Origin of the sequence: Hominiventricola filiformis (assembly GCF_020686965.1) — a bacterium.
In the GTDB taxonomy this organism is placed as follows: domain Bacteria; phylum Bacillota; class Clostridia; order Lachnospirales; family Lachnospiraceae; genus Hominiventricola; species Hominiventricola filiformis.
In genome coordinates, this window is record NZ_JAJEPS010000001.1 from 498,429 (window position 1) to 521,911 (window position 23,483).

Genomic DNA, 23,483 nt, shown 5'->3' on the forward strand with positions numbered 1-23,483 from the left:
TTCTTACCTTATCACAAAATCCTTGTTATCGCCAGATATTCGCTGCACTTTTCAGTAAACCTTATTTCCCATATTATCATTTCCGTCGGTATTCACGGGGTGTCATCAGATATCGGGTTTTAAATGCACGATTGAAATATGACAGATTATCAAATCCGCACTGTTCTGAAATGGACAGCACGGTATCTTCCGTCGTACGCAGCGCTTCCGCTGCTGCGTTCAGACGATATTCATTGAGAAAAGCCGTAAATCTCTGGCCAGTCATTTTTTTAAACCACCGCATAAAATGACTGGAACTGCACTGGCAGATGTTGGCAGCATCTGCAACGTGCAGCTTCGTTCCATAGTGCACGGAAATCCACTGCAGGACCTGTTTCAGACGCATCGTATCTGCTGTTTCCGATGCAGGAAGCTGTTTTCCCTGTGCCATAAGAATTGCCAGAAACCGAAATAATGCCCCTTTGATCAGGAGTTCATATCCCGGCAGCTTTGTCCGATTGGCATCCTCTGCCTCACGCAGACAGACCGCTGCCTCCTGATAACATCTATCCTTCTTATTCAAAATTCCGGACAGCTCCAATCGACCGCTCTGCAGAGGAAGCAGATATTTTTCCGCACAGAGATCTCCGGCTCCTCCCAGAAGTTCAAGATCGAAAATAATGTTCTCATATTCCATGGAACTTCCCTTTTCCTGGCGGAATGCATGCAGCGTTCCAGGCGAAAAAATAAAAATATCTCCTTCCTGTGCCCGACAGACCGTTACCCCCATCTGGATAAATCCATGTCCTCTTTTCACAAAAACGAGTTCCATACTGTCGTGCCAGTGCAGTGCCACCTGTGGGAAATCCCCCGGAATCGTGCATGGGTAAATATTAAATGGGAAACGTATCTCTCCGTGCTTTTTCTTTTCCTGCAATGAAAGTGGATTCTTCATGTTTTTCCTCCTTAATGATAGAATTGTATCATATTTTGCGCTCTTTGTATAAGATTTTGCTCGTTTTGTGTGATATATCTAAGACATAGGTATTAATCGTGTTTTCATATTAAGGAGGTTTTTATGAATTTCACTGAAACATTACAAAACATTACCAAAAAATCTTTGTCCGATTGCAGTAATCAGGAACTGTATCTGGCACTTCTCGAAATCGTGCGTCAGAAAAGTGCTGACCGCATCCAGCCTGTTACCGGAAGGAAGCTGTACTATATCAGTGCAGAATTTCTGATTGGAAAACTGTTATCCAACAACCTGATCAACCTTGGTCTGTACGAGGAAGCCCGCGATGCTCTGGCTGCTGCCGGCAAGAATCTGTCCGACATTGAAGAAGTCGAGCCGGAACCGTCCCTTGGAAACGGCGGTCTCGGACGTCTGGCAGCCTGCTTCCTGGATTCTCTGGCGACTTTGAGTCTGCCGGGAGACGGTGTCGGTCTGCGGTATCATTTTGGTCTGTTCCATCAGTCTTTCGAAAACGGACTTCAGAACGAAAAACCAGATCCGTGGCTGACCGCCCACAGCTGGGCTGAAAAAACCGATATTGTTTACCCGGTTGAGCTGGCTGGAAAAACTTATACTGCCCGCCTGTACAAACTGGCAGTTACTGGCTACGAGGGTCGTACCAACACGTTGAATCTTTTCGATCTGGATACCATCGATGAGACAATTGTCAAAGAGGGTATTTCCTTTGATAAAACAGAAATTGCTAAAAATCTGACCCTTTTCCTCTATCCGGATGATTCTGATGAGACCGGCCGGCGTCTTCGCGTCTTCCAGCAGTATCTGATGGTTTCTGCCGGAGCCCAGCTGATTCTCGCAGAAAGTGCAGCACGGGGCTGTAATTATCATGATCTGGCAGATTATGCTGCAATCCAGATTAATGATACCCATCCGAGCATGGTGATCCCGGAGCTCATCCGCCTTCTTGAAGAAAAAGGAATTGCATTTGAAGAAGCAGTCGACATTGTGACAAAAACCTGTGCCTACACCAACCACACAATTCTGGCAGAAGCACTGGAAAAATGGCCGCGTGCTTACCTGGATTCCATTGTCCCGCAGTTGATGCCGATTATCGAAAAACTGGATAAACTTGCACGCACCCGCACAGAAGATGAGACGCTTGCTGTCATTGACACTGACGATCTTGTCCATATGGCACACATGGATATCCATTTTACCCATTCTACCAATGGTGTAGCAGCTCTTCATACCGAAATTTTGAAAAATTCTGAGCTACATGGTTTTTATGAGCTTTATCCTGAAAAATTTAACAACAAGACCAACGGCATTACTTTCCGCCGCTGGCTGTTAGAGTGTGATCCCAGACTTACTGCTGTACTGGAAAAACATATCGGATCCGGTTTCCGGAAAGATGCTTCCGAGCTGGAAAAACTGATGAATTTCGCAGATGATACTGCGGTTCTCAATGAATTAACGGATGTAAAGAAAGCAAATAAAGAAGCTCTTGCAGACTGGCTTCTTCATACCCAGAATATTGTTTTAAATACCAATGCTGTATTTGATATTCAGTCCAAACGTCTGCATGAATACAAACGTCAGCAGCTGAATCTGCTCTATTTGATTCATACTTATTATGAAATCAAAGCCGGCCATCTGCCTGCTGTCCCGCTGGTAAGCATTTTCGGTGCAAAAGCAGCGCCTGCCTATATCATTGCAAAAGACATTATTCATGCTCTGCTGACACTGTCCAAAGTAGTTGCTGCGGATCCTGAAGTTTCCAAATGGCTGCAGATTGTCTTCATTGAAAATTATAATGTTACAGCCGCCGAGAAACTGATTCCTGCCTGCGACCTGTCTGAGCAGATCAGTCTGGCATCCAAAGAAGCTTCCGGTACCGGCAACATGAAATTCATGTTAAACGGTGCACTGACCCTCGGCACTATGGATGGTGCAAATGTGGAAATCAGTGAGCAGGCTGGTGAAGATAATATTTATATCTTCGGGCAGACTTCTGATCAGGTTATCCACCGCTATGCAGCCGGAGATTATCAGGCAATCCAGTGGTATGAGGGTGACCCAAATATCCGTCGTGCCATTGACTTCCTTACCGGTCCGAAAATGCTGGCTGCAGGTCATGAAGAAAATCTGAGCCGCCTGCATCATGAACTGATCCATAAAGACTGGTTCCAGACCCTTCCTGATTTCAACGCATATGTGGTTCGAAAAGAACAGGCTCTGAAAGATTACGCCTGCGATCCTATGGGATGGCGCCGTAAATGTCTGATCAACATTGCAAAAGCCGGTATGTTCTCAAGTGATCGTACCATTGCTGAATACAATCGCGATATCTGGCATCTGGAAAAGTAAAAGTTTACTTTTCCAGCAGTGCCACTGTCTCAACTTGCAGTTCATTAGTTCTGACAAATAATGCTCCGCTTTCACCATCGTAGGTAACAGGGAAGGTGAAATGGATCGTCTTTATCAGATGCTTGTCATCCCGCTTTTCCGGATACAGCTCTATAAACGAAACCATAGCCTGCAACAATGCCTTTTTATCCTCTGGCGACATGACATCGTAATACTTGCTGAAGCCTTCCAGCATTTCAAAGATGGATTTCTTCGTCATGGCAGATTTTTCAACCATAGCGATTTCCTGATCTACTTCATCAAGTCTTGTCTGTGCATCCTCGATCTTTTCATACAGGTCATCCAGAATACGATTCAGACTGTCTACTTTACTTTGATAGTGCCTATCCGCAATGTCAAGCTCCGTCAGTCTCTTTTCAGTCTGGAGCAGATTGCCGCTATATTTGGTGATCTCATTTCGGATTGCTGTCTGCTTCTTCCGCAGAGAATTTACATCTGTCTGGATATCAATCTTTTGAGAAATAAGCTCTACAAACTCCGGGATTGTCACCATGGAGGATATAACCTCTTTCACCTCGGTTTCCAGTTTGGTGCCGCTGTAATACTTGTTGGCAAGAGAACAGCTGATCCCGTTTCTATCTCTTCCGGATATGCACCGATAGGAAATATATCTCGGATAATAACCTTCTTTTCCGTTTTTCTTTTTCCTTGGCGGCGCAGTATAACCAAAGATGTTTTTTCCGCAGTCTGGACATCTGATCAGGCCAGTCAGTGGATAAACGGTCGTACTGTCACTTCGGGTTTTTCGATGGGCAACATTCTTTTTCAGCCGCTCTGCTGCTTTTGCAAAAGTCTCCTTGCTGACAATCGGTTCATGCACGCCATCCACAAGGATAATCTTGCTTTCATCGTCTTGCTTCACGACCTTCGTTTCGTTGTTCTTTCCCTCAACCTTTACCGTATGGCGGCGACCGTAGGAAATCATGCCTGCATAAACCGGATTACTGAGAATGATACGAACGGTTCTGTCTGTAAAGCCAGAGATTTTTACATTTCCGCGCTGCTCACGCTGGATGTTTTCATCATTAAGTTTCTTTGCAATGTAGCTGATGCTCTGCCCTTCCTCTGTGTAGAGCCGGAAAATTTCCTTGACCGTTTCCGCTTCTTTCTGATATATCATTAGTTTTTTATCCTTCAAAGAATATCCAAACGGGGCCTGCGCTCCGTTCCAGAGACCGTTTCTGGCTTTTTGCTGTCTACCGGCAAGCGTCTGTTCATGAATGTTCTCAAGCTCGACTTCCGCGACAGCTCCCATAATATTTGCAATCATCTTGCCGGTAACGGTTGAAGTGTCGATCCCGTCCTTGATCCCCAAAAGACCAATTCCATAGCTTGAAAGCTCCTGAAGGTACTTTGCGGTGTCACTGGTATTTCTGGCAAAACGGGAAAGCTTAAAAACAAGAACATAACGAATGTTGTCCTTCTTGCTCCGAATATCCTCCATCATCTGCGTAAAGGCAGGACGATGCTCGGCATTCTTTCCGGATTTCCCTTCATCCGTATATTTCCCGACAATATTGATCTTGCGCGCTTCCGCAAAAGCTCTAATTTCTGCTTCCTGTGCCTCAAGAGAAAAACCGTCCACCTGTATCAAAGTTGAAACACGTGTATATATGTATGCATTTTCCATGGACGGTACCTCCTTCATTCTGTTTTGTCAGTAATAAACATCTACTTCAAACAGTATAAACGATGACAAAAAACTTTTCAATAGCCGCAGTAAAAAAAGAAGAGGGCTGGATGCCCCTTCTTGCATCCAGCCCTCTTGGTCTTCTTCTGTTTCCATAGATTTATACTTCATCAGCAGTTCGGCGATCATCGTAGAACAACGAATGAAGTTTACGTCTCTCATCAATTCATTGTTCATAAGCTATCCTCAACGTTCGTTTTGCAATCCTGTTGTTTTTCTCCTATAAGCAGCTACAATTTCCGGTGGTATGTTGTCTATCAGAGCATGAAGCTCACAAAGCTCCTGCTCCGTTTTTCCGTATTTCAGTCTGTCCGCAATCTTTTCCTTGCTGGCATCTTTTGCTGTTTGTAATTCCGCTTCCAGTGCGCTGTTCTCATCAGAAAGCGCTTTGTACGCCTTATCATACTTTCTGAGCTTCGTCCGCAGAGCTTCTGTTGCCGGAACATATTTGTCCAACAATGCCTCCAGTTCTTCCATTTTCGATTTTTTATTAAGAAGATTGGTATCTGTCATCAGTTTCAGTATCTGCTCCTTCATCCGGTTCAGATGGACAGCCTCCTTGAATACCCGCGGTGGGATATGGTCGCGTCCGGTTTCACCGGCACTCTCGCCGCGCTCCAGATCGGGGTATTTTTTGACCATGTGCTCCCAGAACCTGTCCTGCCACTGCGTCAGCTTCTTCTTGTTGCCGACGATTTCCTTGGCGGAGAGCCGCTTGTCCGCTGTCAGCGGGACAAAGCAAAGGTGCATATGGGGCGTTTTCTCGTCCATATGCACCACGGCGGATATAATGGTTTTGGGATCCTGGTGTTCCCGGATAAAATCCAGCGCCTCCTGAAAATAGGCCTTGATTTCGCCCTTTTTCTTGCCCTTAAAGAACTCCGGGCTGGCAGTCACCAGCGCCTCCACCACGCGCACGCTGTCCGACCGCGTGCGGCAGACTGCCTCCGCGATCTGCTTTTCCGCCTCGGCGCGGTATTTGCGCTGCGGCGTCACCAGATGGAAATTGAGGTGGCTGCGCGCCGTGTCCACGTCGGGGTTGCTGGCGTACTTCTCCTTGGTACGCTCGTTGTGGGACTCGATGTGGCCGATTTCCGGCCCCTTGTACTTGGCAAAGCGGAGAATGGCGTACTGTGCTTTCATCGGCGCTCCCCTCGCTTCACCCACACGATGTCGCAGTCCAGCACGTCGGTCAGTTCCACGACCTCCTTGTAGCGGATGCTCTCCCTTTGCAATTTTGCGGACAGATTGGAAACACTGTCCGACCAGCCATATTCATCATGTAACAGGTCAACAACTTCCTGCATGGTAAAACCGGCGCGAACGATCTGCGCCTTGATCTCATTGCGTACACTCATATTCAAATTCCCTCCAAAATTCAGATGATGAAAAAGCGAAGCCAGCACGCCATTCGGCGCATCCGCTTCGCTGTATCGTGAAAAATTCTATTGTCGTCAAATCCGCTCAGAATCGCCGTTATGATGTCCTGTTCACAGGTGGCACCTATCGACTTTTCTGTTCTGTGTGACTTTACTCTAAAACGTGTGATTCTCCACACTTCCACGTACCCGCTTTGCTGTTCCGAGAAGCGCGATTCCGTGAAACCATTTCTGCCATCAGGCAAATAATTTACGGATTTCACTTGGCTTGATTTCGTGCCCGAAAATATAGGCTTTGCCGGTCAGAGTTTTTCATATAGCGGCGTTTCAGGAAAGTAAAACGTACATACGTACACGGCGCAGTCGCAGAAAAATCATCGCCAGTCCTCCGGTACGTACGTATACTCTGAAGCATCAGAAAACCCGTTTATATTAGGTCTGGCAATCGCTTCAATACCGAAGAAGCCCCATACACGCCGTCCGGCAGCATTGGTGATCTTGTTGCAGTATTCAAGATTGTACTTGCTTTGGTTCGCAATCACACTCTCGCTGAAGCTGCGGCGCTTTAACGGTGTCAGATTATTTTCCTCACACCACATCCGGTAAATTTCGTACAAGTCTTTAGAGCTGATGGTGCAGTCCGCCTTCAGCCGGATATAGCCCTCGGATTCCAGAAAATCAAAGACGTTATTGTTATCTCGCTTCACTGCCTCCCGGTTATCCCGTGTGCGCTGGCTTTCCGTGAATTTGAAGTTGTTGGCGGCAAGCCGCTTCAAGCCCTCAAACGCCCAGAGGAAAATCCCCTCGGCTTCGGCTTTCATCTTTTCGGCAAGGTCAGGATCATCTATCCGTCCCGCAGGCTTTTCCTTGGTAGTCAGCACAAGCTGTCGGCGGTAAAATCCATCGCTCCGGTCATATAGCGCTTGCAGATCGCCGTTGGAGAACGCCAGCAGGCGGGCAAACATCCACCCTTGATAGCTCTGCTTGCCCTTGCGTTCCAGATCCATCTTACCTTGGGCGGTCACGATAGACTTGACATAGTTGGTCTGCCGCAGTGCTTCCATCCGCATATCATCATCCACGCACAGCAGAATGTGTTCCAGGTCGGCGCGGGCAAAGCGGTTTTCAGAAATTTTGCCGATGCTGCCATCCTTCATGTTGCTGCCGAGAAGCGCAACCAGCACAGCACCGATCTGTGATTTTCCTTCACCACCGTTTCCCTTAATCACCATCATGCGTTGCCCCTTATTGCTGGGAATCAGGCAATAGCCAATAAACTCCTGTAAGGTTGGAATGTCCTCTGTATAGAGAAGCCCATCCAGAAAAGAAAGCCACCGGACGGGAGCCGGTGCGTCAGGGCGGTATGCCACCGGCAGTCTGCTCCGCACAATGTTCGGTCTGCCCTCGGTAAAGCTGCCGTCCAGCTTCAAAGTACCGTTTGCCAGATGGATTCTATCTGCTTCCGGTGCAAAGTCCTCCACATGAGCCGCCAGCTTCATCACTTCCAGAATGTTGGTGATTTTGCGGGGGATATTGTTCACGGCGCAGCATTTCAGTTTCTCATAGATTTCGCCACGAAGCGGCAGATCGTCGGTCACTCTGCCGTCCGGTGTAAAGAAAGCACCATCGGCAAAGATGATTTTCCGACTGCTCAGAAATTCATCACAGAACAGCGCCTCATTGATATTTGTGCCATCAAACCATATGGGCGCGTCTAAATTAGCCGATTTCCGTTTCGTCACGGGCATCCACCTCCTTTTCCGTCCGTTTCAGGCGTTCTTCCAGCCGGTCAATCCTGCCGTCCTTTTGAAGCATATCCACGGTTTTCACGCGAACCTCCAACTCCGCAAAGGTTAAAATATCTGTCAGATCCTCGATATAATCGAGCATCTGGCAGGCTTCCACAAAGTGGTCATCAAGAGTATCATCCGGCGTTTTGGGCGCGTATTGCACCTTCCAATGCGCCAAAAGATGCAGATAATCGCACAATATCCGCTGACAATGCAGCGTCTCATTCTGGAACGCCTTTGCCAGCGGATATTTCGGTTTCCGCAGCGCTGCCGCAGCCGGGGGCTTGTCCGGGTCGATCCCAAAGTCATACGCCAGCTTTTTCGCTGCGTCATAGCTGCTCAGGTTGAACAGCTTTGCCACAAGGTCGATCACATCGCCGTGGGCTCCGCACCCGAAGCAGTAGAAGTAATCCTCATTCAGCTTCATACTGGGTGTACGGTCGGCGTGGAAGGGGCAGCAGATCATGCTGCCACGATTTACTTCCAATCCGTAGTATTCGGCAGCCTCTTTCACGGAAACTGCCATCTTGATTTGTGTAAATAAATCCATACCTGTTTCCTCCTGTAAAATAATTGAACTTCGCCGTTCTGCTCGATGCCGTTCCTGCCCGAGAATCTCACTCCGGCGTTTTGGTTTCCTTGGCACGCGGAATGCGGTACTTCTCCGGAAGCATATCCTCATCGGACGATCATGAAATTTTCAAGGTGCTGCGTGGTTTACGTCTAAATTTTAGTAAGAAAACAGGCTCTTTCCCGTATATCCAAGAGGTAGGAAAAGTCGGATGAAAGTAGGATTTTTCCACGCTTTGAGACAAAAACGAAAAAGCATGATATAATACAGAAAAATGGAAAAGGAGGCTGCTGTATGCAGGTTAAGCTGACAATCGGGGAACGTTTGAAGGATTTACGAGTAGAGCGAAAGCTGACCTTGGAGCAGCTTGCCGCCGAGGTGGGTATCTCGAAATCCGCACTTGGCAAATATGAATCAGATAACGGCAAGGACATCAGCCCGTACAGCATTCTGTTGCTGGCGGACTATTACGGTGTTTCCTGCGACTATCTGATGGGACGGACGGAAACAAAAAATCACCCAAACACAGCTCTGCATGAGCTGCATTTGAGTGATGCTTCGATTGATGTATTGAAAGCGGGCAAGTTCAACCACCGGCTGCTGTCGGAGCTGATCTGCCATAAGGATTTCCAACGCTTCATGCTGGATGCTGAGATTTACGTTGACCGGATCGCAGATATGCGGGTCAACGATATGAATGCCGTGCTGGAAGCTGTCCGGCAGATGGCATTGATGAAAAACGGCGGCGAAGAAAATGACCTGCACCTGCGGACGCTGGAAGTGGCGCAGATTCGGGAAGATGAATATTTCGGAAGCCTGATTGCAGATGACCTGAAAGGCATCCTCCGAGATATTCGGAGTGAACACCGCCCCGATACCATGACGGCAGATGAAACATCCCTCGCCGCAACCATACGGGGTCAGTTACAGGATGCGATGAACTTTGAGGGAAGCTCCGAGGAAAAGAAAGCGAAAGCATTGCTTTCCACATTGGGGATTGATTACGATGCCATCACAATGGAACAATTTGTCAACTTGATCGAGGTACTAAAGCTGTCCAAGCACCTGAAAACTCCCATCAGCCAGCGTGGGAAAACGACCATGACCCACGGCAAGGGAAAGCGGAAGAAACGCTGAAACAAAGGCATCGCTGTGGTGGGACGAAGGCTTTTATATACCTCTGCTTCCTTTTCCGGACAGGCGGATTTTGTTTCTCAAAAATCCTGCATTTGTGCCGCAACTCACGTCACAAAACCCGCCTGTCCTACTGCCGCGAAAAAGCGTTTGCCGCCACACTCTGCCCCATTGCTGAGTACGCCGTCAACCCCTTTCCCGCGTCAGCCGGAAGCAAAGGTATAACACACTAGACTTTCCTGCGGAAAATCGTGTGCCAACAGGGATGCTCGCACCCCTATTGGAAACCCAGCGTCAAAGGGATGTTCCCTTTGAAATCCCTCATTTTCTTCGCAGGCGCATATGCAAACTGCAAAAGCAACAGCTTGAAAATAAAAAAACGCTGCAATCTTCGCCATATAATTGGACGAAAATTGCAGCGTTTTATCACACTCAATGTAAATAAAAAGTGGGCAGCCATTTCAACAGCATTGATATAAGATATCCAATCAGCACGAACATCACCATTACGGAGAGATAATCGATCAGAAAGATGAGCACCGGCTCGGTATAATCGTAGAATACGAAGTGGCTTCTAAGCAGCAGATATAAACTAACACCTCTGTGTCGGAAAGCGAACGTGCCATACGCTGCCCAGAACCAGCCGATCAGCCGCAGGCTCCATGTTCGCATGGATGAGGGCTGCAAGTATTTGCGCGCCATCGCCAGCATCATGCTCCAGTGAAACCCCAGATGCAGGCTCATACAGATGAAGCCCCAGTAAGCGCAGAGGATATGCACCTGCTGTGCAAGCTCATAGCCACCGTGCTTGGGGAAAAACGCAAACACATGGCGGGACAGCACAATGCCGCTGATCATGGAGCCGACCATGCACAGGAGAATCAGCCCTGCCAGTGCCGTCTGCACGATGCGCAGGGGCGTGTAGCGCCCCCGCGGCACTGCGTTGATCCACCTGCGGTTCAAAACATGATGTGCCACAAACAGGGCGAACATTCCCATACCGATCCACTCGTGGGCTGCTTCCCCCACAAGGCCATAGGCCATCAGAAGCAGCATGGACACCGACATGGCCGCATCTACGGCGATTTTTATTTTGAGAGTTGGTTTCATGTCCTCATCCTTTGCTGTGAGAGATCACCCAGTTCAAATTGTCTGGGTCATCAAAGACCACATTAGCTCCACCGTGGTAGTTATAAATGCCCTTTTCGTTGAAGAAGGCATTATTGGGCGTTTCAATACGAAGAACCTGGTCGATGTCGGCATCGCTCCAACCGGCATTTTCATAGGCATCGTGGAGATTTTCGTAAGCCGAGCGGGCCTTGGCGCTGCCGTAATACTCGTCACCGTCGGCCATGTAGATATAGATCGCCACGCTATTCTCCGCAATGGGTGCATAGCTGCCATCCCACTGAGAAGCGCCGTGGAGATAGGCGGCGTACAGGTCGGGCCGCATGGCCACCGCCTGAGACATGGTCTCGCCGCCAGCGGAATACCCGGCGGCATAGACGCGGCTGGTGTCCACTGAAAAGTGGTCGATCATGTACTCCGCCAGTTCGTTGGCCTGCCGTGCGGATTTTTCACCCCAGTCAGTGAGCTGTGCAGAAACCACGACCATCTCGGTGTCCAGCCTTGTCCATGCGGTAAAGCCACTCCAATTCAGATTGCTGCCGGAAGAATCTTCACCGAACCACATCATGTTATAGCCCGGCATAACGACCATCATCGGAAACTTGCGGCTGCCATCGTAACTGTCTGGCAGATAATAGCTGTAATGGATGTCACCGTCCGCGCCGGAGAAGATTTGCTCTGCAAACAGGCCAGTCTGAACCGGCTCCGATGTGACAGCCGATGCTGTGCTTTCCAACGGTTCTTCCGTCAGTTCGGCACTCGGTGCAGGCATTGTCTCCGGCTGGGTCGGCACTGCTGTACCGGCTCTGCACCCCGCGAGAGTCAGTATCAACACAAGAGTCACCGAAAGCGAAAAAAATCGATTCACTTCTGCTCGTCCACCGGCGGAACCATTTCCGCATACTTTTTGAGCATTTCCGGGGTGCTGGTGTAGTAGCGTACATTCTTGTTGAGGGCGGTGACCTGCGCCATTTCATCATCGGTCAAGGCAAAATCAAAGAGGTCAAAGTTAGACTTGATATGGTTGGGATTCTTGGAGCCGGGGATGACAATGTTGCCGCTCTGAATGTGCCAGCGGAGAATGATTTGGGGCGCGGACTTGCCGTACTTCTTGCCAAGCTGAGCGAACAGCGGTTCCTGAAGCAGCGCCTTATCGCCGTGGCCCAGCGGATACCATGCCTGCGGCACGATGCCGTTCTCCTTCAGGAAGGCTTTCAGTTCAGGCTCCTGATGATAGGGATGCAGCTCGGTCTGTAATACCGTGGGGCGCACCTCGCAGATGGAGAGAATCTCCTTGATCTGCTCCTTTTTGAAGTTGGACAGACCGATGGCTCGCACCTTGCCCTCCTTGTACGCCTTTTCCATCTGGCGATAGCCCGCCACATAATTGCCTGCGGGCTGGTGGATCAGCAGCAGGTCGATGTAGGGGGTGTCCAGACGGGCAAGGGTTTTGTCCATCGCATCGGGCTGCTCATAGAAGCTGGGCCACAGCTTGGTTTCGAGAAAAATTTCCTCCCGCTGCAAGCCGGACTTCTTCATAGCGCGGCCAACGGCCTTTTCATTCACATAGGCGTTGGCTGTGTCGATCAGGCGATAGCCGTCCTGCAAGGCACTGACGCAGGAGGCCTCTGCCTCGTCCGGGGTCAAAAGAAATGTGCCAATACCGGCCATAGGCATTTTCACGCCGTTATTGAGTACTGCATATTCCATAATAAATTCCTCCTTAAATCGTTTTCGTGAGTTTTGCGGCCTCATTTTTGTTGGTTGCCATGCCGCCGTAGGTCATACCGTAGAGGCCGGCGAAGCGCTTCATGGTGTACTCGCCCGCCTCCAGCATCCATTTTTCCGGAGCTGCGCCCTGAAACACAAAATACAGTTTGCGTCCGGACAGTTCGCCGTCCTCCACCTTGCCGTAGAAACGATCCAGCACGTTGCGCACGCTGCCGCAGATGTTATGCCAGTAAAGCGGCGAGCCGATGACAATGGTGTCCGCTTGCTTCATGGCACCAATGACAGCATCCAGTCCGTCGCCGGGGAGGTTCTGGCCGTATGCACCGATGGTGTAGTCCGTAAGGTTCAAAGTCTCATATTTGTGATCTTTCAGCAGCTCTGCCGCCAGTGCGGCGGTGTTCCCGTTTTTGTTGGGACTGCCGTTGATAAATAAAATACTCATAGCAATGCTCCTTATTTCAGTTTTTGATATTCTTCTTCACTCACTGGTTCACACCACTGACTGCGGCAGTTTTCTCCAGGTACTTCCACCGCCAGATGGGAAAACCAGCTGTCCGGCGCAGCGCCGTGCCAGTGCTTGACACCGGGGGCAATGTTGACCACATCGCCGGGGTGCAGCTCCTGTGGTTCCTTGCCCCATTCCTGATAGTAGCCCCGGCCTGCCACGCAGACGAGGATCTGCCCGCCGCCTTTGTCCGCCTCGTGGATGTGCCAGTTGTTGCGGCAGCCTGGTTCAAAGGTCACATTGAAGATTTTGACCTGCGCCGTGGAGACTGGCGCAAGATAGCTCTGCCCGCTGAAATACTGTGCAAAACCGTCATTGGGCGCGCCGATGGGGAAGACCATACTGCTCTGGTGCAGCTGCTTTTCATCAGTGTTTTCCTCGTCTGCCCAGATGTCCTTTGCCATGCGGAATGCTGCCCATGCCTTCGGCCAACCCGCATAAAATGCGGCGTGCGTCAGGATTTCCGCAATTTCACTGCGGGTGATCCCGTTTTCTTTTGCCATTGCCAGATGATGACCGAAGGAAGTATCCGTCAGCCCCTGCGCCATCAGCGCTGTCACGGTGATGAGGGAACGGTCGCGTGCGGAAAGCTCACTTTCCCGGCTCCAAACCTCACCGAAAAGAACATCATCATTGAGTTGTGCGAACTTCGGCGCAAATTCACCTAAAATATCCCTGCCCGCTGTTATTTTCTTCATGTCGGTCACTCCATTTCACTGAAAACTGTTTCCAGCCATGCGGCGTAGTCCTTAACCCAACCACCATCGGAGCCGAAGCCGTGAGGCCAGCCGTTCAGCACGATGCGCCCGGTGGAAATGCCCATTCCAGAAATCACATCATATTGCTGCTGGAACTGACGATAGAAGGGGTCCTCGGTGCCGTAGACATAGAAGGTCGGCGGTAAATTGCCCTCAGCCAACCAGCTTGCATCCATATTTCCCACGCTGAGGCGGCCATAGAAGGAATAGATCATGCCTGCGGCGGAGGCATAGGCGAGAACGGCGTCCAGCTCGTCCGGCACATAGGTGCTGTCCAGCGCCGTGCCGGTCACATATTCGTCGTAGTGCATCAGAAATTCACCGGCCTGAATGCCGCCCGCCGAAAAGCCCATGACGGCAATATCATCTGGATCAATACCATAGATCTCCGCATTTTTGCGGACAAAGCGGACGGCTCTCGCCACATCCAGCGCACCTTCCTCCTGCGTATAAGGAGACAGGCGGTAGTCTACGATGAAGGTCTGAAAGCCCAGCTCTCGCAGTGCTGCGGCGGTGGGCAGCGAATCGGTGTAGTTGCCCCGGAACTGATAAGCGCCGCCCGCCATCAGCACCACCGCGCCTTTTGGCTTCACGCCATCCCGGACGGGGATGGCGGTGACATAGGGGCGGAAGTTCCAGTCATCGAAATATCCGGTCATGTCCTGCGTAAATTTCGTCCTGGCGGGGACATTGCCTTCCTCCCAGAGATAGAGCACTTGAATGTTTGCAGGGTCTGCTGCTGTATTCAGCACCGTATCATTTCCCGCTGATTCCGGCATCTTTTGCAGCATTGCCGTGCGGGAATAATCGGAAATTTTACCGCTGCCGTAGTTGTAGGCCGCCGGGAAATCGTTGGGCGTCGCCACAGTATCCGCCGAAGATCCGTCACGCAGATCATCGATGGGGGTGGTGGAAGCAGAACTGCTTTCGTTTGGTTTCGTTGTCATAGCATCCTCAATGGCTGCAACGCCGTTTTCCAGCTCACCGCCGGGAGTCCCGACGGACTCCCGGCCACAGGCGGTCAGCGACACGACCACGAGAATTGCAAGCATTGCGGCGAAAACTTTATTTCTATGCATTACAGACCCAGTCCATTGACCCAGGACTGCACATCATCACTGGAAACGCCGGAGGAGAACCGCTGGCCTTCCTGCCACTCGCCGGTACCGGCCATGTCGGCCAGCAAACTGCCGCTCTGGCCCATGCCGGAGGAGGAAGAAGTGGCAAAGGGGATGACGGTCTTGCCGGTGAAATCATTGTTTTTTACAAAGGTGTCCACGGGCCACGCTGCGATACCCCACCAGATGGGATAACCGATGAACACGGTGTCATAGGAATCCCAATCGGGAACTTCAGTGGTGGTCAGGGGCACATCCCGCAGGGACTCGTCGTCATGCTCCCGGCTGACGCGGCTGTCGGAGTTCGTCCAGTTCAGGTCCTCGCTGGTGTAGACTTCGGTGGGAACGATCTCAAAGAGGTCGGCACCGGCGGCCTCTGCAATATCCTTGGCCACCCGCTCGGTGTTACCGGAAGCGGAGTAGTAGACCACCAGCGTCTTGCCGGTTTCGGGCTGAGTCTCCGGCTCGGATTCTGCGGGAGCGGTCGAGGAGCTTTCAGACGGTTCCGTGGCGGGCTGTTCGGTCGGCGCAGAGGTTTCGGGCTGCGTGGTGGAAGATGCAGGCTTGTTGGCAGAGCCGCAGGCGGCAAGGCCAAGTACGAGCACGACGCTCAGCAGTAGTGCAGTCAGTTTTTTCATGATAAAATCATCCTTTCAATTCAATTTTAGTTTTATTTACATTCGCAGAGAATGTCATATATTTCATCGTGGGTCAACTTTTTGCAGCAGCCCGCAGTGATATTGGTGGAATCGGCAATGGCCCGGAAGTCCGTGTCGGCAGGAATGCCCAGCTCTGCAAAGGTGGTGGGCAGACCAATTTCCTTGATGAACGCAGCCAGTGCTTCCACACCGGCAGAAGCAGTTTCATCGTCACTGCCCTTGGATGCGATGCCCCAGACATTCTGCGCCCAGCGGGCGAAGCGGGCTGTACCGGACTTGCAGATGTGGCGATACAAAACCGGGTGAATGACCGCCAGTCCCGCACCGTGGTTGCAGTTGGTGTAGGCACCCAGCTGATGCTCGATCATGTGGCACTGGAAGTCCGTGACTTTTCCGATCTTCAGAACGCCGTTCTCTGCCATCGCAGACGCCCACGCCAGCTCACTGCGGGCATCGTAATTCTCCGGGTCGGTCAGCAGAACGCGGATGTTGCGGATGACGCTGCGCATGACGGCTTCGTTAATATCGTCGGACAGGTTGTTTTCATCCGGCTTGCCGAAGTAGGTTTCCATCGCGTGGCTCAGCGTGTCGAACGCGCCGGAGATAACCTGCTTCATGGGAACGGACAGCGTGTAGCTGGGGTCAAGGAAGGCAAAATCCGCCTGCGCGCCCCAAAGAGCGCCCTTGATCTTCTTTCCCTCATGGGTGATGACGGCACCGTTATTCATCTCGCTGCCGGTACCGAACACCGTGACGATGGTGCCGAGGGGGATAAACTCCGTTGGGAATGTGTGCTTGGTGTTCTCCAGTTCCCAAATGTCCTCGTCCATTTTGGCCTGTGCGGAGATGACCTTGCAGCAATCAGAGACGCTGCCGCCGCCCACGGCGAGGATGAGGTCAACATGATTCTCCCGCGCCAGCTTTGCGCCCTCCTGCGCCTTGGCATAGGTGGGGTTGGACATGATTCCGGAGAACTCCACGACTCGCTTTCCCTTGGCGTTCAGAATGCCCATCACCTCATCATACACACCGTTGCGCTTGATGGAGCCGCCGCCGTAGGCCAGCATGACGGTGTCGCCGTAGTGATCCAGCAGGCAGCCCAGATACTCCTTCACGCCGCCCTTGCCAAAATACACCTTGGTCTTGTTTTCAAAAATAAAGTTGTTCATAAAAACGCATCCTTTCTGAATGTTATTTCTTCATTTGCTGTTCCCAAAAGGCGACGGCATCATTGATCCAGCCTTCGGCGCTGGTTCCAGTCCCAAGTCCAAAGCCGTGCCCTAGACCGGAATACACATGAAACTCCGTGTCGATCCCGGCCTGCTGCATGGCTTCGAGCCGCGCCTGCATGACCCGCCAGTTGGCGATGCCGTCCCTGTCACCGACACAGGCATAGGTGGGCGGATCACTTTCGGAATACTCGCTCAATCCTGTGTACAGCATGATGACCGCGCCGGGACGGGGCAGATCGCCGCCGCCAAAAGCTTCTGCACCGTAAGACCCAAGCCACGCCGCCATCCGCGCTCCCGCCGAGCCACCCCATAGGGAGTAGCAATCGGTGTCCACTTCCAGTTCGTCCGCATGGGCAAAGATGAAGCGGATGGCTCTTGCCAAGTCCTCGCAGGCGGTCTGTGCGCCGGGGCGGTAAATGAGAGCGAAGGCGTTGTAGCCCTTTTGGGAAAGCTCCAGCGCATGAGGGAAGCTGTCCTGCATGGCCCCCACATAGGCAAAAGCACCGCCTGCATTGCAGATAGCGAATTTCTCGCCGGGGATTCCCTTGAAGAAAAACAATCCTGTATCTTCTTTGGCAGGGTCAGCCGCCTTTTCCTCGTCGGTGTAGATGTCATAGAAGATGGTTTGGCCGTCCGCTGCCCGCTCTCGCAGGGTGTTCACGATCTCCACCGTTTCGTCTGGATCAATATGGCTGTAGTAGGTCAGCCCGAGTTCTTCCAGAGTGTCGCCGCTGTAATAATACTCGTCCGTTGGAAACAGCAGCCGCCCGAAGCCGTCAAAGGACGGAGCATTGATGACATCTTCGATTTTTGTATTGCGGGTAAAGGGTTCGGTTTTATTTTGCACGGATTCGTTCACTTCCTCGTCTACCGCGCCAGAGCTGCATCTGGTCAAGAATAGCATGACGCATAGAACTATTGCCATGTATGAGACTGGTTTCATGGTATCGACCACCTTTTGTTTTCTGCCATTATTATAAGAAAAGCGAGACTTCCGCGGAAGTCTCGCTTTGTTTATCAGTATATACCTTTGGGTTGTAATCAGCCGTACAGTTCTTTTCTGACGACCTTCGCCGCATTCAGAAACCGCCGTACCGTAGGCGTCGGCTCCGGGGAATGGAGGATGCCGTAGGGGATGTTGTGTTCCCATTCGACAGGAATGACCTTTAGAAGCGGATGGACATTCGCCCAGCCGGGAATCGCCAGCAGCACATCGTTGGTGTTCTCGCAGCGGTTGAACACGTCCATGCTGTAAAAATCAAAATCCACAATGTGAATTTGCGGGTGGTGCTGCCACAGATCGTCCCGAAGCTGATCGACATAGTGGCTCCAGCCGCGGTGCATCAGCAGCAGATTCTCCCCATAGAGGTCAGAAACTTGCAGCTTGTCTTTGTCCGCCAGCCGGTGGTGGATGGAGACTGCACAGCAGAAGCGCCCCCGCGTCAGCTCCAACCCGGCACAGCCCCGCAGGTGCAGCATGGTCTCATCAAAAATACCGCCTACAATATCAATGTTTTTGCCGAGATTGGCAAGAATTTCCCGCGCATTTTCCGGCGTGTTCTCAAAGGGAACGATCTGAAATTTAATATCGGGGTGCAATGCTTGCACTCTCGACCAGAGATCCATCAAAAGCTGTGCGGGCGTCATGGGCGAGGAACCGATGCGGATGATATTCTCATCCTCCTGCATGGCGTTTTTTGCCCGAGTCACGGAGTCCCGGCAATACTGGATGATATATTTTGCATCCTGGTACATAGAGCGCCCAGCTTTTGTCAATGTCAGCCCCCGGTGGCTACGGTCGAAGAGCTTCACGCCGAGGGATTCTTCTAAAAGATTGATCTGCTTGATGACAGCCGTGGGCGTGATGTAGCTTTCTTCGGCGGCTTTGTTGAAGCTGCCTGCATCCGCCACGCGGAGAAAAGTTTCAAGCTGTGGGTTATACATGAAGCACCTCCTTTATTTTATAGCATTCCAAAATGTTTCAATGCCTCCGTAATGGCTCTTTCCTTTTCCAGTGGGCATTGTGGCTGCCTGGCATCCTCGGATTTCGGTTTATTATAGTTCTCGCGCTCAATAATGCCGTATTTCTGTTTTACCTGTGCGATATAAAGACTACTAACCTTCAATCCGCTGTGTTCCAGAACATAATCCTTGATTTGCTCATAGGTTGCCAGTCCTCTTTTATCCTGCACCATTTCTTCTACATCCACATCAATGTTGATATGTGTCACCGGATTTCTCAGAACTAAGAGGCACACCGTCTCTACGTTGGCTGACCACGGGAACATATCCACGCAGCAAGCTTTTACCAAATGGTAACCACTCTCCTGCAGCATCTCCAGATCTCTTGCCAGACTGGTAGGTTTGCAGGAGATGTAGACCATACGCTCCACGCCATAATTGATAATCTTTCTCAGTGCTTTTGGATTGATGCCATCTCGCGGCGGGTCCAGCACGATAAAATCCGGACGTTCTTCGATGGTATCCAGCATCTTCAGCACATCCCCTGCCAGGAACTCACAGTTAGTAAGCCCATTAAGCTTTGCATTTTCTCCTGCTGCCTTTACTGCCTCTTCCACAATCTCCACACCGATTACTTTCTTCGCCACCGGAGCAAGAATCTGAGCAATCGTACCAGTTCCGCTATAAAGATCGAAAATCACCTGGTCCTTCGTCTCGCCCACATAGGATCTGGCTGTGTCATAGAGTACTTCTGCACCCAGAGAATTGGTCTGGAAGAAGGAGAAGGTAGAAATACGGAATTTCAGCCCCAGCAGTTCCTCGTAAAAATAATCTTTTCCATAGAGGATGTCTGTCCGATCACTCTGTACCACATCTGCCAGACTGTCATTGACCGTATGAAGAATTCCTGCAAATTTTCCTTTCAGCGGAAGTTCCAGCAGGCGCTCTTTCCATTCATTCAGATCCGGCTCCATCTGGGAAGTCGTCACCAGGGACAGAAGCATTTCTCCGGTCTTCACGGCTTTTCTTACCAGCAGATGACGAAGATATCCCTGATGAGACAGTTTATGGTAGAACGAAATCTCTTTTTCCGTAAAATAAGCAAGAGTCTCTTTTAACACTGCCCTGAAATCTTCATCTGCAATACGGCAGCCATCTACCGTCACAATGTCATAAAAACTGCCTCTTTTGTGCATACCAAGAGCCAGTGGTCCGTCTTTTACTTCATCTCCGAAGGAGAACTCCATCTTGTTCCGGTAATCGTAATGACTGGGACTTTCCTTGATCCCCTCAAACTCATATTCATAGCCAAAGGGTGCCACTGCCTGATCCAGTAGTTCCTTTACCTGATTTTTCTTCAGATCCAGCTGTGCCTCATAGGGCAAATTCTGATAAGTACATCCGCCACAGTCTGCAAAATGAGGACATACCGGCTCGCACTCCAGAGAAGATTTTTCCAGAACCTCCAGAATCCGTCCTTCTGCCTTTCCACTTCTTACTTTATTTACAGAGAATCGTACCTTCTGACCTGGCACTCCGTTTTTCACCACAACTGTTTTTCCGTCCACCTGAATGTGACATTTATTCGGGAATGCTACTTTTTCAATGATTCCCTCGTAAACCTGTCCTTTTTTCATGTCTGTTTTTCCTTTCCTTCCTCATATTCCGGGACAAAATAAGCTCCTTCCACCCAACTGCTGCACGCAACCGGACGTGCCAACGGGATAGAAGGAGCTTATCTGTGCATCACATTGAATGATTATTCTTCCGTGTCTTTCTCTTCTTCCTCTTCTTCGTCGTCAAAGAAATCGTCGTCATCATCATAATCGTCATAATCATCGTCGAAATCTTCGTCAAAGTCTTCCAGATAATCCGGTGTAAAGAAGCGGTATACCGCATAGGCAATACCTGCTACTGCAAGTACAGCTCCAAGGGTGATCGCAACCCACATCAGAACATTGCTTTTCTTCTCTTCTTCTTTCTTAATGTGAAGCAGTTCCCCCAACAGTTCATTGGTCTTTGCTGAGTTAATTAAATCCTCTACACGATTCATGGCGGATACCTCTTTTCTGTTTTAATTAGCTATTAGTATAGCATATATTCTCAGGATTTGCAATTTCCGCTTATCCTATGTCAGACTTTTTTGAGTTTTGCAAAAGATGCAAACATGCGCTTGACCCCATATTTTTCAAAATCTACTTTAACCTCAAAATCACGGCCACCATCCTGAATCTCCAGCACAGTTCCCTGTCCGAATTTGATATGCGACACCGTATCTCCCACGGTATAATCCAGACTGTCGGCTTTCACCACCTTAAACTCTTTTGGATCAAAGGTCTTGGTCTTAAACGCTTCTTTCGCCCGCTGATACGGCGTATCTTTCGGCGGCGCCTGATGCTTTGGTTCCGGTGGCACGACACTCCGCTTTCCGAGCAGTTCCGGCGGAATCTCCCTGATAAACCGTGACACATTATTAAACTGATTTTCCCCACGGATCATTCTCATTCTGGCACAGGTCAGCGTCAGTTCTTTCATGGCACGGGTAATCCCCACATAGCAGAGTCTCCGCTCTTCCTCTATTTCTTCCGTCGGATTGTCCGCTGCAATAGACATATAACTCGGGAACAGTCCGTCCTCCATGCCTGCCAGAAATACATAGGGGAACTCCAGACCTTTGGCGCTGTGAAGGGTCATCAGAAGAACCCGGTTGTCACTCTCATCGAGACTGTCAATGTCTGCCACCAGTGCCACTTCCTCCAGAAATCCGCTCAACGTCGGATGTTCTTCAGCAGTCTCGTAAGAAACAGCCTTACTGATAAACTCATCGATATTTTCCAGACGGGCTTTGGATTCATCGGTATCTTCATCTTTCAGTTCCTGACTGTAGCCGGTCTTTTCCAGAATCTCTTCGATCAGTTCTTCCAGCTTCAGATCTGCCACCTTCAGACGCATCTCATGGATCAGTGTCACAAAGGGCTGTATTTTCAGAAGTGCTTTTCCAAGGGATGGAATATTTTCCGCATCTTCCAATGCCTCGAAGAAACTGATACCAAGTGCCTCCGCATGGTCCTGTACCTTATTAAGTGTTACATTTCCAATACCGCGTTTGGGTACATTGATAATCCGGCGCACTGCCAGATCATCTTTTCCATTATCAATGGTCTTCAGATAAGCCAGAATATCTTTAATCTCTTTTCTGGAATAGAAATTGATACCGCCAATCAGTTTATATGGCACATTGGCATAAAGAAATTTTTCCTCAAAAAGACGGGACTGGGCATTGGTACGGTACAGAATTGCAAAATCCTTATACTCTGCTTCCCCGCTTCTTACTTTCTTCCTGATCTCCCCGGTAATATATTCCGCCTCATCATAACCATTCTGAAACTGCTGAAAATATACCGGCTCGCCTTCTTCATTTTCTGTCCAGAGTGCTTTTTCTTTTCTTCCTCTGTTGTGGGCAATCACTGCATTGGCCGTATCCAGAATATGCTTCGTAGAACGGTAATTCTGCTCCAGTTTGACTACTTCCGCATCGGGAAATACATGTTCAAAATCCAGAATATTCTGAATATTTGCTCCGCGGAACTTGTAGATGGACTGGTCATCATCACCTACCACGCACAGATTGTGATATTTGCCGGCCAGAATGCTGATCAGCTTAAACTGTACTGTATTGGTATCCTGATACTCATCTACCATAATGTAGCGGAACCGTTCCTGATAGTATTCCAGTACATCCGGACAGCTCTGAAACAATTCCACTGCCTTCACCAGCAGATCGTCAAAATCCAGTGCATTGTTCTTCTTCAATTCCTTCTGGTATTCCAGATAAGCATCTGCCATTTTCTCCTGACGAAAATCTCCCTTTGCCTGAAGTTTGAATTCATTTGGGGAAATATATTCGTTTTTCGCGCGGGAAATGACACTCAATACCGCACGCTCTTTGTAAAGTTTCGGATCCAGTTCCAGTCTTCTGCAGACGTCTTTCACGACGGTCTTTTGATCTTCTGTATCATAAATCGTAAAATTCGTGTCATATCCCAGCCGGTCAATATGTCTCCGCAAAATGCGGACGCATGCCGAATGGAATGTGCTCACCCACACGCTCTCGGAACCGTATCCCACGATACGATCCACACGTTCCCGCATCTCACCTGCCGCCTTATTCGTAAAGGTAATGGCAAGAATATTCCATGGATTTACTCCGCAATCTTCTATCAGATGAGCAATTCTGTATGTCAGAACCCTGGTCTTTCCTGATCCTGCACCTGCCAGAATCAAAAGCGGACCTTCCGTACATAATACCGCCTGCTCCTGTTCTCTGTTTAATGTTCCCGTATCACTCATTGGGAATCCTCCTTATCCGCCTGCTTTTTCATAACTATAGCATAAGAACAGGTGTTTGACAATTGCTTTCCCCCGGCAAACCCTCTATAATAAAATC

At 50.0% G+C, this 23,483-nt stretch carries 22 protein-coding genes; 2 read left to right on the forward strand and 20 right to left on the reverse strand.

Features of this window, described 5'->3' with window-relative positions:
• Positions 1-76: 76 nt before the first annotated feature.
• On the reverse strand, positions 77-934 hold the full coding sequence (locus LKD36_RS02455; protein WP_308458518.1) for a helix-turn-helix transcriptional regulator: 858 nt from the start codon (positions 932-934) through the stop codon (positions 77-79).
• Between the two features lie 123 nt (positions 935-1,057).
• Between LKD36_RS02455 and LKD36_RS02460 the strand changes: the two genes are divergently transcribed.
• On the forward strand, positions 1,058-3,319 hold the full coding sequence (locus LKD36_RS02460; RefSeq protein WP_308458519.1) for a glycogen/starch/alpha-glucan phosphorylase: 2,262 nt from the start codon (positions 1,058-1,060) through the stop codon (positions 3,317-3,319).
• Between the two features lie 4 nt (positions 3,320-3,323).
• Here LKD36_RS02460 and LKD36_RS02465 read toward each other — a convergent pair whose 3' ends face one another.
• From LKD36_RS02465 to LKD36_RS02490, 6 genes are all read right to left on the reverse strand, one after another.
• Entirely contained in the window at positions 3,324-5,009 is a 1,686-nt protein-coding gene (locus tag LKD36_RS02465) for a recombinase family protein (RefSeq protein ID WP_308458520.1), read from the reverse strand.
• Between the two features lie 27 nt (positions 5,010-5,036).
• Positions 5,037-5,246, reverse strand: coding sequence for a hypothetical protein (locus tag LKD36_RS02470; RefSeq protein ID WP_207684434.1), 210 nt, complete (start codon positions 5,244-5,246; stop codon positions 5,037-5,039).
• A gap of 9 nt (positions 5,247-5,255) precedes the next feature.
• Positions 5,256-6,212, reverse strand: a complete 957-nt coding sequence (gene mobV, locus LKD36_RS02475) for a MobV family relaxase (protein ID WP_308458521.1) — start codon at positions 6,210-6,212, stop codon at positions 5,256-5,258.
• Positions 6,209-6,427 carry an LLM class flavin-dependent oxidoreductase gene (locus tag LKD36_RS02480; RefSeq protein WP_308458522.1) on the reverse strand — a complete coding sequence of 73 codons (219 nt, stop codon included), beginning with the start codon at positions 6,425-6,427 and terminating at the stop codon, positions 6,209-6,211. Before LKD36_RS02480 ends, mobV begins: the two co-directional genes overlap by 4 nt.
• A 395-nt stretch (positions 6,428-6,822) precedes the next feature.
• Positions 6,823-8,190: a DNA primase family protein gene (locus LKD36_RS02485; protein ID WP_349147135.1), complete on the reverse strand. Its 1,368-nt coding sequence runs from the start codon at positions 8,188-8,190 to the stop codon at positions 6,823-6,825.
• The gene (locus LKD36_RS02490; RefSeq protein WP_308458524.1) at positions 8,168-8,788 is read right to left on the reverse strand and encodes a CHC2 zinc finger domain-containing protein; all 621 of its coding nucleotides are present in this window, start codon (positions 8,786-8,788) and stop codon (positions 8,168-8,170) included. Before LKD36_RS02490 ends, LKD36_RS02485 begins: the two co-directional genes overlap by 23 nt.
• Before the next feature lie 315 nt (positions 8,789-9,103).
• Between LKD36_RS02490 and LKD36_RS02495 the strand changes: the two genes are divergently transcribed.
• Complete coding sequence (locus LKD36_RS02495; RefSeq protein WP_308458525.1) at positions 9,104-9,946, forward strand: helix-turn-helix domain-containing protein; 843 nt, start codon at positions 9,104-9,106, stop codon at positions 9,944-9,946.
• Positions 9,947-10,375: 429 nt separating this feature from the next.
• On the opposite strand, the gene LKD36_RS02500 is transcribed toward LKD36_RS02495, so the two are convergent.
• From LKD36_RS02500 to pcrA, 13 genes are all read right to left on the reverse strand, one after another.
• Complete coding sequence (locus LKD36_RS02500) at positions 10,376-11,053, reverse strand: DUF4405 domain-containing protein (protein ID WP_308458526.1); 678 nt, start codon at positions 11,051-11,053, stop codon at positions 10,376-10,378.
• 4 nt (positions 11,054-11,057) lie between these two features.
• Positions 11,058-11,807, reverse strand: a complete 750-nt coding sequence (locus tag LKD36_RS02505; protein WP_308458527.1) for a prolyl oligopeptidase family serine peptidase — start codon at positions 11,805-11,807, stop codon at positions 11,058-11,060.
• Between the two features lie 128 nt (positions 11,808-11,935).
• Positions 11,936-12,781, reverse strand: coding sequence for an aldo/keto reductase (locus tag LKD36_RS02510; RefSeq protein ID WP_308458528.1), 846 nt, complete (start codon positions 12,779-12,781; stop codon positions 11,936-11,938).
• 13 nt (positions 12,782-12,794) lie between these two features.
• The gene (locus LKD36_RS02515) at positions 12,795-13,244 is read right to left on the reverse strand and encodes a flavodoxin family protein (protein ID WP_308458529.1); all 450 of its coding nucleotides are present in this window, start codon (positions 13,242-13,244) and stop codon (positions 12,795-12,797) included.
• A gap of 11 nt (positions 13,245-13,255) precedes the next feature.
• Complete coding sequence (locus LKD36_RS02520; RefSeq protein ID WP_308458530.1) at positions 13,256-14,005, reverse strand: carboxymuconolactone decarboxylase family protein; 750 nt, start codon at positions 14,003-14,005, stop codon at positions 13,256-13,258.
• 5 nt (positions 14,006-14,010) lie between these two features.
• Positions 14,011-15,144 (reverse strand): alpha/beta hydrolase, encoded by a 1,134-nt coding sequence (locus LKD36_RS02525; protein ID WP_308458531.1) that lies wholly within the window; start codon positions 15,142-15,144, stop codon positions 14,011-14,013.
• Complete coding sequence (locus LKD36_RS02530; RefSeq protein ID WP_308458532.1) at positions 15,144-15,821, reverse strand: flavodoxin; 678 nt, start codon at positions 15,819-15,821, stop codon at positions 15,144-15,146. The genes LKD36_RS02525 and LKD36_RS02530 overlap by 1 nt, the downstream gene beginning before the upstream one ends.
• 32 nt (positions 15,822-15,853) lie before the next feature.
• The gene (locus LKD36_RS02535) at positions 15,854-17,011 is read right to left on the reverse strand and encodes an iron-containing alcohol dehydrogenase (RefSeq protein ID WP_308458533.1); all 1,158 of its coding nucleotides are present in this window, start codon (positions 17,009-17,011) and stop codon (positions 15,854-15,856) included.
• A gap of 22 nt (positions 17,012-17,033) precedes the next feature.
• A complete protein-coding gene (locus LKD36_RS02540) occupies positions 17,034-18,017 on the reverse strand; it encodes an alpha/beta hydrolase (RefSeq protein ID WP_308458534.1) in 984 nt (327 codons plus the stop codon).
• A gap of 98 nt (positions 18,018-18,115) precedes the next feature.
• On the reverse strand, positions 18,116-19,018 hold the full coding sequence (locus LKD36_RS02545; RefSeq protein ID WP_308458535.1) for a LysR family transcriptional regulator: 903 nt from the start codon (positions 19,016-19,018) through the stop codon (positions 18,116-18,118).
• Positions 19,019-19,035: 17 nt separating this feature from the next.
• Entirely contained in the window at positions 19,036-20,673 is a 1,638-nt protein-coding gene (gene rlmD, locus LKD36_RS02550; protein WP_308458536.1) for a 23S rRNA (uracil(1939)-C(5))-methyltransferase RlmD, read from the reverse strand.
• A gap of 122 nt (positions 20,674-20,795) precedes the next feature.
• Entirely contained in the window at positions 20,796-21,089 is a 294-nt protein-coding gene (locus LKD36_RS02555; protein ID WP_118770601.1) for a DUF4366 domain-containing protein, read from the reverse strand.
• Positions 21,090-21,169: 80 nt separating this feature from the next.
• Positions 21,170-23,386 carry a DNA helicase PcrA gene (pcrA, locus tag LKD36_RS02560; protein ID WP_118770602.1) on the reverse strand — a complete coding sequence of 739 codons (2,217 nt, stop codon included), beginning with the start codon at positions 23,384-23,386 and terminating at the stop codon, positions 21,170-21,172.
• Between the last annotated feature and the right edge of the window lie 97 nt (positions 23,387-23,483).